General features: G+C 40.6%; 14 protein-coding genes. 1 reads left to right on the forward strand and 13 read right to left on the reverse strand.

Annotation, left to right across the window (positions count from 1 at the left end; genetic code table 11):
- Position 1 precedes the first annotated feature (1 nt).
- The 7 genes from BIV16_RS11705 to BIV16_RS11735 all read right to left on the reverse strand — a co-directional run bounded on the left by BIV16_RS11705 (position 2) and on the right by BIV16_RS11735 (position 8,540).
- Positions 2–958: an ABC transporter permease subunit gene (locus BIV16_RS11705; protein ID WP_075680311.1), complete on the reverse strand. Its 957-nt coding sequence runs from the start codon at positions 956–958 to the stop codon at positions 2–4.
- Positions 959–1,210: 252 nt separating this feature from the next.
- Positions 1,211–3,472, reverse strand: a complete 2,262-nt coding sequence (locus tag BIV16_RS11710) for a glycoside hydrolase family 95 protein (protein WP_075680312.1) — start codon at positions 3,470–3,472, stop codon at positions 1,211–1,213.
- Positions 3,473–3,521: 49 nt separating this feature from the next.
- Positions 3,522–4,346 (reverse strand): alpha/beta hydrolase, encoded by an 825-nt coding sequence (locus BIV16_RS11715; RefSeq protein ID WP_075680313.1) that lies wholly within the window; start codon positions 4,344–4,346, stop codon positions 3,522–3,524.
- 205 nt (positions 4,347–4,551) lie between these two features.
- Positions 4,552–5,493 (reverse strand): transketolase family protein, encoded by a 942-nt coding sequence (locus BIV16_RS11720; protein WP_075680314.1) that lies wholly within the window; start codon positions 5,491–5,493, stop codon positions 4,552–4,554.
- Positions 5,481–6,320 carry a transketolase gene (locus BIV16_RS11725; protein WP_075680315.1) on the reverse strand — a complete coding sequence of 280 codons (840 nt, stop codon included), beginning with the start codon at positions 6,318–6,320 and terminating at the stop codon, positions 5,481–5,483. Before BIV16_RS11725 ends, BIV16_RS11720 begins: the two co-directional genes overlap by 13 nt.
- A 27-nt stretch (positions 6,321–6,347) precedes the next feature.
- The gene (gene fsa, locus BIV16_RS11730) at positions 6,348–7,004 is read right to left on the reverse strand and encodes a fructose-6-phosphate aldolase (RefSeq protein ID WP_075680316.1); all 657 of its coding nucleotides are present in this window, start codon (positions 7,002–7,004) and stop codon (positions 6,348–6,350) included.
- Between the two features lie 51 nt (positions 7,005–7,055).
- Positions 7,056–8,540 carry an L-fucose/L-arabinose isomerase family protein gene (locus BIV16_RS11735; RefSeq protein ID WP_075680317.1) on the reverse strand — a complete coding sequence of 495 codons (1,485 nt, stop codon included), beginning with the start codon at positions 8,538–8,540 and terminating at the stop codon, positions 7,056–7,058.
- 179 nt (positions 8,541–8,719) lie between these two features.
- Here BIV16_RS11735 and BIV16_RS11740 point away from each other — a divergent pair, with 179 nt between their 5' ends.
- On the forward strand, positions 8,720–9,778 hold the full coding sequence (locus BIV16_RS11740; RefSeq protein ID WP_075680318.1) for a LacI family DNA-binding transcriptional regulator: 1,059 nt from the start codon (positions 8,720–8,722) through the stop codon (positions 9,776–9,778).
- 9 nt (positions 9,779–9,787) lie between these two features.
- Here BIV16_RS11740 and BIV16_RS11745 read toward each other — a convergent pair whose 3' ends face one another.
- The 6 genes from BIV16_RS11745 to BIV16_RS11770 all read right to left on the reverse strand — a co-directional run bounded on the left by BIV16_RS11745 (position 9,788) and on the right by BIV16_RS11770 (position 16,639).
- Positions 9,788–10,483 carry an L-ribulose-5-phosphate 4-epimerase gene (locus BIV16_RS11745; protein ID WP_075680319.1) on the reverse strand — a complete coding sequence of 232 codons (696 nt, stop codon included), beginning with the start codon at positions 10,481–10,483 and terminating at the stop codon, positions 9,788–9,790.
- Between the two features lie 23 nt (positions 10,484–10,506).
- Positions 10,507–12,105: a xylulokinase gene (locus tag BIV16_RS11750; protein WP_075680320.1), complete on the reverse strand. Its 1,599-nt coding sequence runs from the start codon at positions 12,103–12,105 to the stop codon at positions 10,507–10,509.
- A gap of 117 nt (positions 12,106–12,222) precedes the next feature.
- Positions 12,223–13,728 (reverse strand): alpha-N-arabinofuranosidase, encoded by a 1,506-nt coding sequence (locus tag BIV16_RS11755; protein WP_075680321.1) that lies wholly within the window; start codon positions 13,726–13,728, stop codon positions 12,223–12,225.
- Positions 13,729–13,868: 140 nt separating this feature from the next.
- Positions 13,869–14,111 carry a DUF6171 family protein gene (locus BIV16_RS11760; RefSeq protein WP_075680322.1) on the reverse strand — a complete coding sequence of 81 codons (243 nt, stop codon included), beginning with the start codon at positions 14,109–14,111 and terminating at the stop codon, positions 13,869–13,871.
- On the reverse strand, positions 14,104–15,054 hold the full coding sequence (locus BIV16_RS11765; RefSeq protein WP_075680323.1) for a glycoside hydrolase family 43 protein: 951 nt from the start codon (positions 15,052–15,054) through the stop codon (positions 14,104–14,106). The genes BIV16_RS11760 and BIV16_RS11765 overlap by 8 nt, the downstream gene beginning before the upstream one ends.
- A gap of 4 nt (positions 15,055–15,058) precedes the next feature.
- Positions 15,059–16,639, reverse strand: coding sequence for a glycoside hydrolase family 43 protein (locus tag BIV16_RS11770; protein WP_242940365.1), 1,581 nt, complete (start codon positions 16,637–16,639; stop codon positions 15,059–15,061).
- Positions 16,640–16,684 lie beyond the last annotated feature (45 nt).

Below are 16,684 nucleotides of genomic sequence, written 5' to 3' on the forward strand. Positions count from 1 at the left end.
TCTACACGATTGTCTCACCACGAGTTTTCTTCGAAGCGAAGTTTACAATCCATAATAATGTAACACTGACTAAACTCTTTAGAATACCGATTGCGGTACCAAGCGATAAGCTCTTTCCGGTCATACCAATGTTATATACATATAGGTCGAGAACCTGAATGGATGCTTTGTTAAAGGAGTTCTGGAATACGTAATACTGATCCATACCATTGTTTAAGAAGTTTGCAATGGATAACATCAACATTACGAAGTAGGTTGGAAGAATACAAGGGATTGTAATATTTTTGATGATTGCCCATCTTCCTGCTCCATCTACTTTTGCGGCTTCAAACATTTCCTGGTCAATACCTGCAATCGCTGCAAGGTACATGATTGCTCCCCATCCAAGACCTTTCCAGGTAGACCAGAGAATCATCTTCAACCAGATGTGATCTCCACTGTCAAGGAACTTAATTGGTTCTGTAATCAGTCCAATCTGCTGAAGGACTGAGTTTGCCATACCTGTTGTGGAAAATAATGCAAATGCTACGGCATATACCAAAGTCCAGCTGATAAAGTTTGGAAGTGTTGTCAATGTCTGTACGACATTTTTGAACCACTTGCATTTAATCTCATTTAAGAATACTGCAAACAATACCGGTAAGAAAGATGTTGCTATACCAAGCAAACTCATTGCAAATGTATTTTTCATTACCTGAAGCAACTGGCTTACCTGTGTGCTGTTGCTGAATAGTGTCTTAAACCATTTCAATCCCACGAACTGACATTGTGAAAGTTTTAACGGTGCTCTATAATCATAGAATGCATAAATCCATCCATGTAATGGAAAATAAGAAAACATAAATGTTAGAATCAGGAACGGTAAAATCAGAAGAAACAACTTTTTACCTTGTGCGTCGTTCCGTTTTGCCTGTTTCACTTTTCCTGACGAAGTCGATGACTTTTTAACCCTTGCCATATCGGTACCTCCCTTTCGATTTATCTAAATTTTACCATTCTACCTCTTTGGGAAATACCTAGAAAATTTCATTTTATTTTCCGAGAAAATTAGATTTTTTAGGGTATTTTTATAAAATCATGAAAAAACCATGCATTCCGTCTCTATTTTTTCGGGTAATTTTTCTGTCATATTTTCTAGCCTGTCCTTGATTCTGTTTTATGTAAACTATTTTCATTTTCTTGATGGTTTGTTTTATGTAAATTCTTCTTATTATTCTTTTGGTCTGATTTGATAGGTAATATCTTCTCCCTCCCACTGGATGTCAATCGTTTTGTTGCCATGAAGGCATAAGCCTTCGACACTTCCTTTTTTCCATGCTTTTGGAATTGCCGGAAGAATCTTCACTTCATTCCCCATTTCCTGCACAAACATTTGTGCCATCGCCATGGTGCCTGCAAAATTGGCATCAATCTGAAACGGCGGGTGGCTTGTCCACAGGTTATCACAGATGGATTTCGTCAGCAAAGTTTTCATATAAACGTATGCCTGCTCTCCATCCCCAAGAATTGCAAACAGATTTGCAATCCACGCACAGCTCCAGCCGGTATGTCCGCCACCGTGGGAAATGCGGTATTCGATGGATTTTCTGCACGCCTCTTTTAACCTTTCATCCTGACGGAACTCTTCTCCCGGAAAAAGCCCGTACGCATGCGAAATGTGCCGGTGTCCCGGTTCTGTCTCCTCAAATGGGTAAATCCACTCCAACAGCCTTCCGTCCTCGCCAATCTGATATGGAGGCAATTTTTCTCTCCGTTCGTTTATCTCTGCTAAAACTTGTTGTCCTTCCTCGATTTGCTCCTTGGAAAGAGCTTTTTGTTTTACTAATTCCAGATATGCCTTTTCATAATTGTTAAAAATTTCACGCACAATCGTCATGTCCATCGTTGTTCCCATGCTGATGGGTGAAATTCCTTTTTCAGTGCGAAACTGATTCTCTGGCGATGCCGACGGACAGGTCACATAGCGGCCTTTATATTCTACCAGCCAGTCGATGGTAAAGAAAGCTGCTTCTTTTAAAATTGGATATGCAAATTCTTTTAAAAAATTAAGATTTTTCTGATATTCATACGCTTTCCACAATTCCTGGCACATCCATTGCCCGGATAGCACGAAAAAGGCGTACAGCGAGCTTCCTTCGACACCGCCTTCTTTTCCATAAGGCACACCCACCGGATTGGTGATGCGCCAAAAATCCGTGTTGTGTCCTACGCAAAATCCTCTGCATCCAAAATGAACCTGCGCTGTTTTTCTGCCGCTTATCGACAAATCCTTTAACAGTGAAAAATATGGCTTCATGCACTCCGCAAGGTTACAGATTTGCGCCGGCCAATAATTCATCTCAACATTGATGTTTGTCGTGTAGTTGGAACTCCACGGCGCACGCATTTCCCAGTTCCAGATTCCCTGCAGATTTGCCGCCTCCGTTCCTTCCCGCGAAGAAGAAAGTAACAGATACCTTCCATATTGAAAAAACAGTGCATACAAATCCGGGTCGTCTTTTCCTTCCTTTAAACATTGGAGCCTCTGGTCGGTTGGAAGTTCCTTTACTTCGCCCAAATCCAGTTTGACACGGTCAAATAATTCCCGGTAATCTTTGATATGGGCTACCTTTTGTTCTTCATAACTTTTTGTTACGGCTGGTATCTCTTTTACCTGAAGTGGACATTCTCTCGTTCCACTTGCTGCCTGTAATGCCAGCTCGCAGTAGGTCGCGTTTTTCACAAAAAGATGTTCGCCGTCCGATTCAACGATTCCATCCGTCGCCGTGACATGAAGCTCTGTCACAAAGCAGATTCCCTTCGTTCCCCAGATGATTGGATGTTCACTTTCTAAATAAGATGGTTCCACATGTTCCGGGCACTGTCCGCTCATGCGAAGTCCCTCTGGGATTTTTTCTATTACAGGGCGCAGTTCACTTTCCAAAGAAAACTGCAGGTTCATCTTTTCCGATGATGCGTAACGGATTCCAATCAGGTGATCCGGGTAGCTTGCAAAATATTCTCTTTCGTAGGTGGTATTTCCTTTGCAATAGGAAATCGTGGCGATTCCTTTGTTTAAATCGAGGACTCTTTTGTAATCCTGGATGCTCTCGTTGTTCTGGATTCTCACATGTTCCTGATCTTCACTGCTATTTTTTTCCGCTCCTGTGCTTTTTACGCGGATAAACAGATTCCCCATTGGGAGATAATTTTCGCCAAACTCCCCAAGCAGGTGCTGCTCTACCATCTTCGACGCTTCGGTGTAATCTCCCGCAAAAATTTTTTTGCGTACCGGCTGTAAATATTCTCTGGCGTGATAATTGTTGGTATCTCTGGCAACACCCGACCATAAGGTATCAAGATTTAGGCCCAATTTTTCCTCTTCCGTTCCCCAAATCATCGCACCAAGATCTCCGTTTCCAATCGGATGCACCTGTTCCCAGACAGAAGCAGGCGCAGTAAACCAAATTTTGTTTTTATCGTTTTTCCCCATCCTAATAACCCTATCTTTCCGAAACCTGCAATTTTTCAGGTATTTTCTCCTATTTTTCTTTTACAGAAGCCTTTAGCCATTCTCTTACCAATGGCAGCCAGCTCTGGCATTCCTTTTGCACACCATATCCATCCGGCGTTTCCGCAAGACTGTCACAGGTGGATAATCCGTGTCCGCCTACCGGATACATATGGAATTCCACCGGAATCTCAAACTTTTTCATTGCTTGGATGAAAAGAAGCGAATTCTCGACCGGAACGCAGTCGTCGGTATAGGTATGCCACAAAAATGCTTTTGGCGTATCTTTGGATACCTGTTTTTCCAAGGACATCTTTTCCAACATTTCCTCTGTATACTGCGATTTCAAAAGTGCTTCAAAAGAACCTCTGTGTGCATATTCGCCGGATGTGATGACCGGGTAGCAAAGAATCATCCCCGCCGGTCGGAACAGCTCATTTTTACAGCCAAGTTTCCCTGCAATCCATGACTCATTCCAGAACACACCGACACTTGCTGCCAGATGACCGCCTGCGGAACAGCCTAAAATATAGATTTGATTGGTGTCTATGCCCCATTCTTCTTCGTGTTCCCGAATCAGTTTCATTGACTGACACGCCTCTAAAAGTGCAGTGGGATATTCTGCCGGTGCAACGGAATATCTTAAGATTGCAACCTGATATCCCATTTGTAAAAACTGTACCGCCAATGGGTCTGCCTCCCTGTCCGATGTAAATTCATATCCACCACCCGGACAAATCAGTATCATTGGCCTTTTTTCTATTTTAATTTCCGGGGATTTCTCCCATAAATAAATGTGTAATTTTGCGTATGGCAGAGAGCCCTCCACCTGAATTTTATATTCGTTTGTAATCATGGTTTCTTCTCCTTTTTTAGCCTTGCCGGCATATAATCACTGCGTTTATCGTATCATCCTGCGGCCGAATAGAATACCCATATTTTTAGCGAAAAGTACCTAGGAAATTGGGGATTTCCTAGAACGCGCAAAAAGGATCCTTTCTAGAATTTCTTCCAGAAAAAGACCCTTTTCCTGATTTCTCAGCCGATTATCCTTTGTATTTCTACATCATTTCTTTTTGGATTCTTTTTGCAATGCCTTCTGCATCAAGTTCATATTTGTGTAACAGTTCAACCGCTGGTCCAGACTCTCCAAACACATCATTGATACCTATCTTTGTAAGTTTTGTAGGCCATTTTTCTGCAAGAACTCCTGCCACGGCATCACCGAGTCCACCAATTACAGAGTGTTCTTCCACCGTGAAGATTCTGCCCGTCTTTTGGGCTGCTGATATTACAATCTCCTCATCCAATGGTTTGATTGTATGAATGTTAATAAGCTGCACATCAATTCCTTGCTTTTCTAGAATTTCAGCCGCTTTCTGGCTTTCCGATACCTCGAGTCCTGTTGCAATAATAGTGCAGTCTTTTCCATCCCGAAGTTCGATCCCCTTACCAATTTCAAACTTATAGGATGCCTCGTCATTGTATGCAGGCACAGCTAGTCTTCCAAATCTTAGGTATACTGGACCTTCTAACTCAAATGCTGCATGAACCGCAGCTCTTGCCTCAACATCATCCGATGGATTGAGAATCGTCATTCCCGGTATGGTACGCATCAAAGCAATATCTTCATTACACTGATGGGACGCACCATCTTCCCCTACCGATATACCAGCATGTGTGGCTCCGATTTTTACATTTAATCCAGGATACCCAATTGAGTTACGCACCTGCTCAAAAGCACGGCCTGCTGCAAACATTGCAAACGTACTGATAAACGGTATATATCCGCAGGTGGATAATCCTGCTGCAATACAAGTCATATTTGCCTCCGCAATACCGCAATCGATATGTCGCTGTGGGTATGCTTTCTTAAAAATTGCCGTCTGTGTTGCTGCTGCAAGATCAGCATCAAGAACGATTAATTTATCGGACTCATTTCCAATCTCAACCAACGCATTTCCATAACTGGCACGCGTTGCAATTTTCTTTACTTCTGGCATAATGCTTCACCTACTTTCTCTAAATCAGACATTGCAATTACATACTCCTCATCATTTGGAGCTTTTCCATGCCATCCTGCCTGATTCTCCATAAATGAGACACCTTTTCCTTTTACTGTCTTTGCAATAATGGCTGTCGGCTGTCCTTTTGTAGCTTTTGCCTCTTCAAATGCCGCTCTTAGCTGTTCCATATCATTTCCATCCTTCACATTTATAACATGGAAATTAAATGCCTCAAACTTTTTATCAATTGGATATGGCGAGCAGACCTCTTCAATTTCTCCATCAATCTGAAGATTATTATTGTCCACTATCACCACCAGATTGTCTAATTTACGGGCTCCGGCAAACATTGCCGCTTCCCAAATCTGCCCTTCCTGGATTTCTCCATCTCCGGTAAGTGTATACACACGGTAATCCTCATTCTTCAGTTTGCCTGCAAGTGCCATTCCAACTGCAACCGACACTCCCTGACCAAGTGAACCAGATGACATATCCACACCTGGAACGTCATTCATATTCGGATGTCCCTGAAGATAATGCCCCAAATGACGAAGTCCAACAAGGTCCTTCACTGGGAAATAACCTCTGTTTGCCAATGCTGCATAATATCCTGGTGCTGTATGTCCTTTTGACAATACAAAACGGTCTCTCTTTGGATCCCTCGCGTTTTTTGGGTCAATATTCATCTCCTGGAAATATAAATAGGTAAAAATATCTGCTGCTGAGAGGGAACCGCCTGGGTGTCCCGCTTTTGCACTATGAACACCCGTAATAATTCCCTTACGAACTTCAACAGCCATTTTTTGAAGCTCTAAATTTGTCATAAGATTCTCCATTCTTGAAAAATATAATTATTCACCAAACACTGCAATATAATCTTTCTGGAATTTTGCAATTCCCTGGTCTGTTAATGGATGTTTTGTCATTGCCTCGATTACATGGTATGGAATTGTTGCAATATCTGCACCTGCAAGAGCGCAATCTGTAACATGGATTGGATTACGAATGGATGCTGCAATAATCTCTGTCTCATATCCATAAATTCTAAAAATCTCTGCAATGTCACGAATCAAATCAATTCCAGCCTGACTAATATCATCTAATCTTCCAAGGAAAGGTGATACATATGTTGCACCTGCATTTGCAGCAAGAATTGCCTGATTTGCAGTAAATATTAATGTGACATTTGTTTTAATTCCCTCTGCAGATAACACTTTCACAGCCTTTAAACCTTCTATTGTCATTGGAATCTTTACAACCATGTTTGGATGTAATTTTGCAATTTCACGTCCTTCTGCAATCATGCCTTCTGCATCTACCGTTGTTGCTTTTACTTCTCCTGAAATAGGTCCATCTACAATGGATGCAATCTCTTTTAAAATTTCTTCCTGTGGGCGTCCACCCTCTTTTGCAATGAGAGATGGATTTGTCGTTACACCACAAATAACACCCATATCGTTTGCTTTCTTAATCTCTTCAATTTTTCCTGTATCAACAAAAATTTTCATCTCTAAACCTCCTAAATAATAAACTCACTTTATCTGTTTTCTGATAATTTTTTATGCAAAAGGATTCTCTGTCTTATATGGAATGCTTGCTGGCTGGTTATAGTTGATATCTTCCACTGGTACACCTATGTACTTAAACACTTCAAACAGGGCTTTTCCATAATGACCAAATGCGACTGCTCCATGATGTGGATAGTTTTTCTCAATTAATACATGACGATAGAATCTTCCCATCTCTTTGATTGCAAAAATACCAATTCCACCAAATGATTTTGTTGCAACCGGAAGTACTTCCCCCTGTGCAACATACGCACGAATCTGGCAGTCAGCGGTTGACTGTAAACGGTAGAATGTAATATCTCCTGGCGTAATATCTCCTTCTAGTGTTCCATTGGTAACCTCAACCGGGAGACTTCTTGCCATAATCATCTGATTCTTCATTTCACAACTTGCAAGTTTCTTTGAACATGTATTTCCGCAATGGAAGCCCATGAAAGTATCGGTATGTTTATAGTCAAATTTTCCTTCTATCGACTCTTTGTACATATCCTTTGGTACAGAATTGTTGATATCAAGAAGTGTAACCGCATCTTCACTGACACATGCTCCGATAAACTCACTCAATGCCCCGTAAATATCTACCTCACAGGAAACCGGAATTCCTCTTCCTGTCAAACGACTATTTACATAACATGGAACAAATCCAAACTGTGTCTGGAATGCTGGCCAGCATTTTCCAGCAATTGTAACATATTTGCGATATCCTCTATGTTCTTCCACCCAGTCTGTCAGTGTAATTTCATATTGCGCAAGTTTCTCTAAAATTTCAGGCTTCTTGTTGCCAGTGCCAAGCTCCTTTTCCATATCAGCAACAACCTCTGGAATTCTCTTATCTCCAGCATGTCTATTGTAAGCTTCGAACAAATCAAGTTCTGAATTTTCCTCGATTTCAACCCCTAAATTGTATAATGGTTTTATTGGAGCATTGCATGCAAGGAAGTTCAATGGTCTAGGACCAAATGAAATAATCTTAAGATTTGCAAGTCCATCAATCGCCCTTGCAATTGGAAGAAATTCATGCATCATATCTGCACATTCCTCAGCATCTCCAACCGGATACTCCGGAATATAAGCTCCAACATTACGAAGTTTTAAATTATAGCTTGCATTAAGCATACCACAATATGCATCCCCACGTCCCTGTACCAAATCATTCTGTGTCTCTTCTGCTGCAGCAATAAACATTTTAGGGCCTTCAAAATGCTTTGCAAGAAGTGTCTCTGAGATTTCAGGTCCAAAGTTTCCAAGGTAAACGCAAAGTGCATTACATCCTGCTTTCTTGATATCCTCTAATGCCTGAACCATATGAATTTCACTCTCTACAATGCAAATTGGACATTCATAAATATCATCCGCATTATATTTCTTTGTGTAGGCGTCAACCAATGCCTTTCTACGGTTTACAGATAAGCTCTCTGGAAAACAGTCACGGCTTACCGCCACAACTCCCAACTTAATTTTTGGTAAATTATTCATCATTATATCTCCTTCTCTTTATAACTCACGCAATATATGCGCATTTTTCTTACTGTTAAGATTTTACTATCTGAGCAACTTAATTTATATAAATAATTAAGTTGTATTTAAAAATTATTTGACTTAATCAACTTAAGATTTTACACTATATCATATATCAATTATTCAGGAGAATGAAGATGTCTATCACTGCAAAAGAACTAGCAAAAAAATTATGTCTGTCTGAAGCTGCTATTTCCATGGGGCTAAATAACAAACCAGGTGTGAGCACCGATACCAGAAAGCGAATCCTAGAGGCTGCCCAAAAATACGGGTACGACTTTTCCCGTATTCATCCAGCCGAAACGATTCAGATAGATCGTGGCATTATTTATCTGGTTGTATTTCGTAAAAACGGAGCATTAATTCCTGATCCACCTGTCAGTATCATTTCCAATCACGGAATCAATGTTCCGGATGTATCCTTTTTTGCACAACTCTCAGAAGGAATTGCAGCCACAAGCAAGAGTTACGGTTTTCACCTTAATATTTCCTATCTCTATAACGAAGATGATATTGATAATTTTATTGGCGAATTTAAAAGATTCCATGCAAAAGGCGTGCTTATTCTTGGAACGGAAATGTGTGAACATGAATTACGGCCTTTTGTCAAAAATCATGTTCCTTTTGTTCTCATCGATAATTACTTCGAGGGACAAAATGCAAATTACATTCTAATCAACAATGTACAGGGCGCCTATCTTGCAACCGAATATCTTATTCACAAAAACTTAGGACAACCTGGTTATTTACGCTCTTCCTATCTGATTACTGGGTTTGAGGAACGTGCAGATGGTTTTTACAAAGCAGTACGCAAAAATGGAATGGCCACCTCACGTTCCATTGTCCATGAATTAACCCCCTCCGTAGAGGGTGCTTATTACGACATGAAAGAATTACTAAAAAGCAACGTAGAACTTAGCAAATGCTATTTTGCAGACAACGATCAGATTGCTGCGGGCGCTCTTCGAGCATTTACCGAAGCCGGTTATCGGATTCCACAAGATATTTCTATTATTGGCTTTGATGACATGCCACTATGTACCTACACAATTCCAACCTTAACCACCATACATGTTCCAAAACAATATATGGGAGAATTGGCCGTAAAACGCCTTGCAGAAATTATTGAAAATCCATCTTCTTGCCCAGTAAAAATAGAAGTTGCAACACAAATCAAAAAAAGGAAGAGCTGTTAAGCTCTTCCTTTAATTCTGTCCGTAATAGGCATTTGCCCCATGCTTACGGTAAAAATGTTTATTTTTGATACTATCCGGTGCCGGTTTTACATTTGGATTAAGCAGTTCCGTTTTAATTGCCATCTTTGCCACTTCTTCTAGAACTACTGCATTATGTACTGCTTCTTCTGCATCTTTCCCCCATGTAAAAGGTCCATGATTTTTGCAAAGAACAGCCGGCGTATAGACAGGGTTAATTCCTCTTTCTTCAAAAGTCTCAATAATTACTTTTCCTGTATTTCTCTCATATCCTTCGTCAATCTCCTCCTGTGTAAGATTTCTTGCACAAGGTATTGGTCCAAAAAAGTAATCTGCATGCGTCGTTCCATATAATGGAATATCTCTTCCAGCCTGGGCCCAGGCTACTGCCTCCGGCGAATGTGTATGTACCACTCCACCAATTTCCGGATACTTTTTATAGAGCTCAAGATGCGTTGCCGTATCAGAAGATGGTTTGTATCTTCCTTCTATTTTGTTTCCCTCTAAATCCATCACAACCATGTCTTCCGCAGTAAGCTTATCATAATCTACACCACTTGGCTTAATGACAAAAAAACCAGTATCACGATCTATTCCACTTACATTTCCCCATGTGTAGGTAATCAAACCTCTCTTTGGCAATTCCATATTTGCCTCATAAATCCGTTTTTTTAACTCTTCTAGCATACTATCCTCCGTTCCCGCTATTTTTACAATGGTAATGCCTCTACTGCTGCCTGCTGTACCGGCACTGCTGCCTTATAATTTTCAATAAATCTATCATAGCCTTTCACATCTTCTGAATCCGGCTTGACAACAATACTTTCCTGTCCTACAAATACTTTATCATTCAGATATTGTTCTAGAGTCTTGTCAGCTTGTTTTTCTGCCATATACGCAGCAAGAACCGCCATTCCCCAAGGTCCGCCTTCGCCTGCAGTAGACATTAGGGCTACCGGTGCATTCATCGCCGCTGCAAGAATATTTTGCCCAACACCTTTTGTCTTAAAAAGGCCGCCATGACCATATATTGTATCAACTTTTACCTTTTCTTCCTTGAATAAGATATCGCATCCTACCTTTAGTGTTGCAAGCGATGCATAAAGGTTTGTTCTCATGAAGTTTGCAAGATTTACTTTACTATCCGGTCTATGGAAAATCATTGGACGTCCTTCATTGGTACCGATTACAGGTTCTCCGGATAATGTATTAAATGCCACTATGCCATCACAATCCTTAGCACCATTCATCGCATTTGTATATAATTTTCCGTAAATATCATTTATATCAAGATTCATTCCAAACAAGTCGGAAAACTCCTTAAACAAACCTACCCACTTATTCAAATCGGATGTACAGTTATTGCAGTGTACCATTGCAACAGCATCACCAACCGGTGTCGTAACAAGATCAATCTCTTCATGTACGGCTTTCAGATCTTCCTCCAAAACTACCATCGCAAATACCGACGTACCTGCTGAGACATTTCCTGTGCGGACTGCAACTGAATTTGTTGCTGTCATTCCAGTGCCTGCATCTCCCTCTGGTGGTGCCATTGGGCATCCGGCTTCTAGGTTACCTGTGACATCCAGCTTCTTTGCACCTTCTTCGGTCAGATAGCCCGCCACTTCACCTGCCACTTTAATTGTTGGAAGTATTTCATCTATCTTCCATGGATATTGCTTTACTGTACTAAGAGATGCAAACTGCTCCAGCATCTTTGCATTATAATTTCTGATTTTAGAATCTATCGGAAACATTCCTGATGCATCACCGATGCCAAGTACTTTTTCTCCACTTAACTGCCAGTGAATATAACCTGCTAACGTAGATAAATATGTAATGTCTTTCACATGTTCCTCTTTATTCAGAATTGCCTGATATAAATGGGCAATGCTCCATCTTTGCGGTATGTTGAATTGAAACTGTTCTGTTAGCTGGCTTGCAGCTTCACCTGTTATTGTATTTCTCCACGTACGAAATGGAACAAGCAGTTTTCCTTTTTCATCAAACGGCATATATCCATGCATCATTGCCGAAATTCCTAACGCGGCAAGTTTTTTTACAGGAATACCATACTTTTCTTTAACATCCTCTGTCATCTTTTTGTAACAATCCTGAAGTCCTCCCCAGATATCAGCAAGTGTATAGGTCCAAACTCCATTTTCTAACCGGTTTTCCCATGCATGCTCCCCAGTCGCAATTGGAACATGTTCCTCGTCAATTAAAACCGCCTTAATTCTTGTTGAACCAAATTCAATACCAAGAACCGCTTTCCCATTCTCAATCGTATTTTTTGCATTTATCATTTATTTGCCCCCACTTTTTCTATTTTGCATATCATAATATTACTACAGTTTTAGCTTTTGTGTTATAAATATTAAAATAATTTTCTCCGTTTCACAACGTTCTTCCCACTTACTCTGCTATCTAACCCGCAATTCCACTACACTGCATTTCGGAAGTTTTGCAGTTATTATATTGCCCTTTACCTTATATGCTGTAAACGCAGTCTCTCTTACATTTTCCGGATTCTCAAATGTATTGTAAGCTCTCATATCATCATTTGAGACAATATTTGCCTCTACTATCTCATACTCGCCTTTCTCTGTAAGCACAATATCAAGTTCCTTGTCATCTGTTGCAGATAAATTGTTAAGTGTAATTGTAATAATTCCATCCTTTTTCGATACGGATTCTGTAATTTCTGGCACACCCCATTCCTCTGTTCCTATAGTTTGAACATTATTCAGCGTGCTGTCTAAAAGCTTTGCTCCCTGATGATGGCGATACATATGGAATACATGATAAGTAGGTGTCTTTATCATTTTTTCTCCCTCTGTAAGGATAACAGACTGGAGTACATTTACCATCTGGGCAAGGCAAGCCATTCTGACTCGGTCACAATGTTTATTAAAGATATTTAATGTAATACCAGCTACAAGGGCATCACGAACTGTGTTCTGCTGATACAAAAATCCTGGATTTGTACCTGGTTCACAGGTAAACCAGGTACCCCATTCATCAACAGATAAACCGATCTTTTTCTCAGAATCATATTGATCGATAATTGCACTATGTCTGTTAATCAAATCTTCCATCACAAGGGCTTTTCCAAGGGTTTTATACCATACAGCATCATCAAAATCAGTAGCACTCCCTTTTATCTCCCATCCCTCTGGATGTACATAATAGTGGAGGGAGATATAATCCATGAATCCGTGGAACTGCCCTGGTGTATGGTCGAAGCAGGTCTTCATTACGCCTTCTGTCCAATGATAGTCATCCACATTTGCACCACAACATACCTTTGCAATTGGTTTTTCAGGATTATAATTTCTCACATAAGTCTGGTAACGGCGATACATATTGGCATAAAATTCTGGTGTCATGTTACCACCGCAGCCCCAGTTTTCATTTCCCACTCCAAAATAATCAACTGTCCATGGCTCTTCCTGTCCGTTCTTCTTACGCAAATCTGCCATTGGTGAAACGCCCTTAAAGGTCATATACTCAACCCATTCTGACATCTCCTGCACTGTGCCGCTTCCAAGATTTCCATTGATATAGGTCTTACAGCCAAGCTGCCTGCAAAGTTCCATAAACTCATGGGTTCCAAAGCTATTATCTTCTACCACTCCGCCCCAGTGGGTATTTATCATTTTCTTTCTCTTTGATTTTTCTCCAATTCCATCCTTCCAATGATATTCATCTGCAAAGCATCCACCTGGCCATCTAAGCATTGGAATATTGATTTCTTTAAGTGCCTCCACTACATCTGTTCTCATTCCATTGACATTTGGAATATCAGAGTTTTCTCCTACATATAACCCCTCATAAATGCATCTTCCCAGGTGTTCTGAGAAATGTCCGTATATCTCAGGAGCAATTGTATCTAATTCTTTTCCATCATTGATTAGTAATTTTGCCATATTTTTCTACCTTCCCCGCTTATGCGTTACATTTTTACTGAAGTTCTCTCATAAAAACACTTCTCAAATAGATGACATTCTATCCCTCATCTGCTCTCCACGGTCTAACTGCGAAATGCAGGTTCTGCTCGTGACTTCTATTACCAGCTATGATAGGGACATCTGCTAACCGGACTTAGCGCCCTTAGTTCTACATAACAGCCACAGGCTGCACAGATTCCTGCATTAAGTCTTTCACATTCTTTGCACAAAGACAGCCTGCGCTCATACTCTCCTTCTGGCACTCTATCCTCTGCTTTTATTGCTGCCATATATTTTTCTATCATCAAAGCATCCGCCGCTGCCATTTCCCGCATGAGACATTTTTTACAAACCCTATTCATAGTCAAATACCGGTCTTCCATCTTCATTCCACTTAACACGCATCAGCATTGCGTGACGGTTTGGATTATAGAGTGGATTGCCCACTATCTTTGCCTCTGTTCTTGCGTGGTATACAATAATGTCATTACCTTCTTCATCCTTCGTAAAGGAATTGTGGCCTGGACCGTAGATACCCTTTTCCTCATTTGTTGCAAGAACCGGATACCTTTCTTTTGTCCATGATCTTGGGTCTAGTAGGTCTGCATCCTCATCTGCTGAAAGCATTCCTACACAATACTGGATTCCCGTCTCACTAGCGGAATATGTCATAAATATTTTACCATCATGCTTTATGATTCCAGGACCTTCATTTACCCAGAAACCATGTCTCTCCCAGTCGTAATCCGGTGTTGTAAGAAGTTCCTGTACGGTCTTTAAAGTATAGCCATTTTCCATTTCAGCGATATATAGATTTGAAATCTGTTTTCCTACACCTACTTTCTCCGCCCAAATGTAATACCATTTACCCTTATTTTCAAAAACAGTTGCGTCAAGAGAAAATGCCTCAAAGGAGAACTCATCCTCCTTTGCCCTGACCATCTTGCCTTTTTCAATCCATTCATCTTTCATCGGATTATCGCCCTGACACTCTAACACATATGGTCTGATTTCCCACTCGTCTTCCATCTCACCACCTGCAAAATAGATGTACCATTTTCCAAAAAGATAATGGATTTCCGGTGCCCAAATGTGCTTGCTCATAGGACCTGACTCATGTTTTTTCCAGAGCACTTTTTCCTCTGCCTCTGCAAGACCTGCAAGGGTCTTTGCACTTCTTAAAACAATTGTATCATATGCCGGAACCGATGCTGTAAAATAATAGGTTCCGTCTGTGTGTTTGTATACATATGGATCTGCCCTTTGCACAATCCATGGTTCATTATATTTTACTGTCTTATCCATTTTCCTACTCTCCTAACTCTGTATATTTAACTCCCCAGATGCTCTCATTACTTCCAACCGCTGTAAAAGTCATAACATCTGTTCCGGCTTCATCCTTCATCTGACAGAATACGCCGCTGTACTCCTTGTCATCATATATAATATGCACATAGCAGCTTCCATCCGTCACCTTCCAGCTTCCTTCTATATCCTCCCCGACAACAGTTCCATCATCATTCAGATATAGGATAACTGGCTCTGCCACCTCACTGTCAATTCCTGTCCCTTGATTAATCACGTAGTATCTGCCAACAAGATTTTCATTGTCATATCCAGTGTCGGATATTGTCTCTCCATCCGTATAATAGGGAAGCATGCAAGGCCAGCCCTCTTCATTTATAAAATATTGCTTAACCCTTGGTGTATGAGTTTCAGACTGCATATCAAATCTGGTGTGATAGCAGATGTATCTCTTGCCATCCTCATCTATCATTGCAGAACAATGGCCAGTTGCCTTATATCCCATTTCAAGGCTAGGGAGATAATAATTACCTGATAGTTTTAATCCATAAAATGCATTGGCATCCCCAATGTTGGGATAAGCGCCGTTCATATCCACATAATCACCATCCACTGTTTTAGACCTGAAAACCCTAATCTGATAACCTCCATCCCTTGTCAGCTCACCATAGGCAACATAGAGATAATAGTATCCAGCATTCTCATCATATAATATATAAGGTGCTTCAATCGATGTATGTCCTCCACCTAAAAGTCTCTTGCCAAAGTATGGGTCCACATTATTGTCTGGATCAGCCTCTGGATGAATAACCTGACCTGTAGACTCATCTATTTCCAACAAGAAAATTCCTCCTGACCATGAACCATATACCATCCACATTTTTCCATCTGCATCATAAAACACGGTTGGGTCGATGGCATTTGGATATTCCTTGTAGTTATACTCATATCCCGCTTTTTTTGTATACGCATCAATAGCCGTTTCCTTGTCCACATAATCCAGCACATTGGTCGCCTCTATTGTGTCAACTGTAAAACCAGAATAAATAAGTGTACCTTGCCATTCGTATGGACCATCTATATGCTCAGATGTGGCATAAACTATGTCTGATGTATTCCAGTTAGAGGATGTACAATAATACATGTAGTAAAGTCCCTGCGCCTTGTTATAAATCACATCCGGCGCCCACACATGAGGCTCTCCATCCTCTGTCGGATTAAGACTTGCCTTATTACCAGCATAGTCAAATTCTCCTGAATCATAGTTTTTTAAATCTGTAAAAACTTTATTTTTTCCTGAATAACCATTTCCAATCACTTTCCAGTTCAGCATATCTGTACTGCTCGCAGCTGCCATATGGGAACCAAAAATATAATAGGTCCCATCCTCCTCTATAATGGAAGGATCATGAACAGCAACATCCTTAATAGTCTTTGCTGTAGCTATTCCATCATAACTAACAGTAAAATCATACTCTGGCGTCTTATTAAGTACACCGCTTGCAACAATAGCGATTGTGCCACCACCCACAGCAATTGCTGCAAGTCCAGCTGCAATACCTATTTTTACTCCTTTTTTCATCATAACCTCTAATCCTTATACATTATATTTTAGATACTTCTATAATAT

The sequence above is a fragment of the Roseburia sp. 831b genome (assembly GCF_001940165.2).
In the GTDB taxonomy this organism is placed as follows: Bacteria; Bacillota; Clostridia; order Lachnospirales; family Lachnospiraceae; genus Roseburia.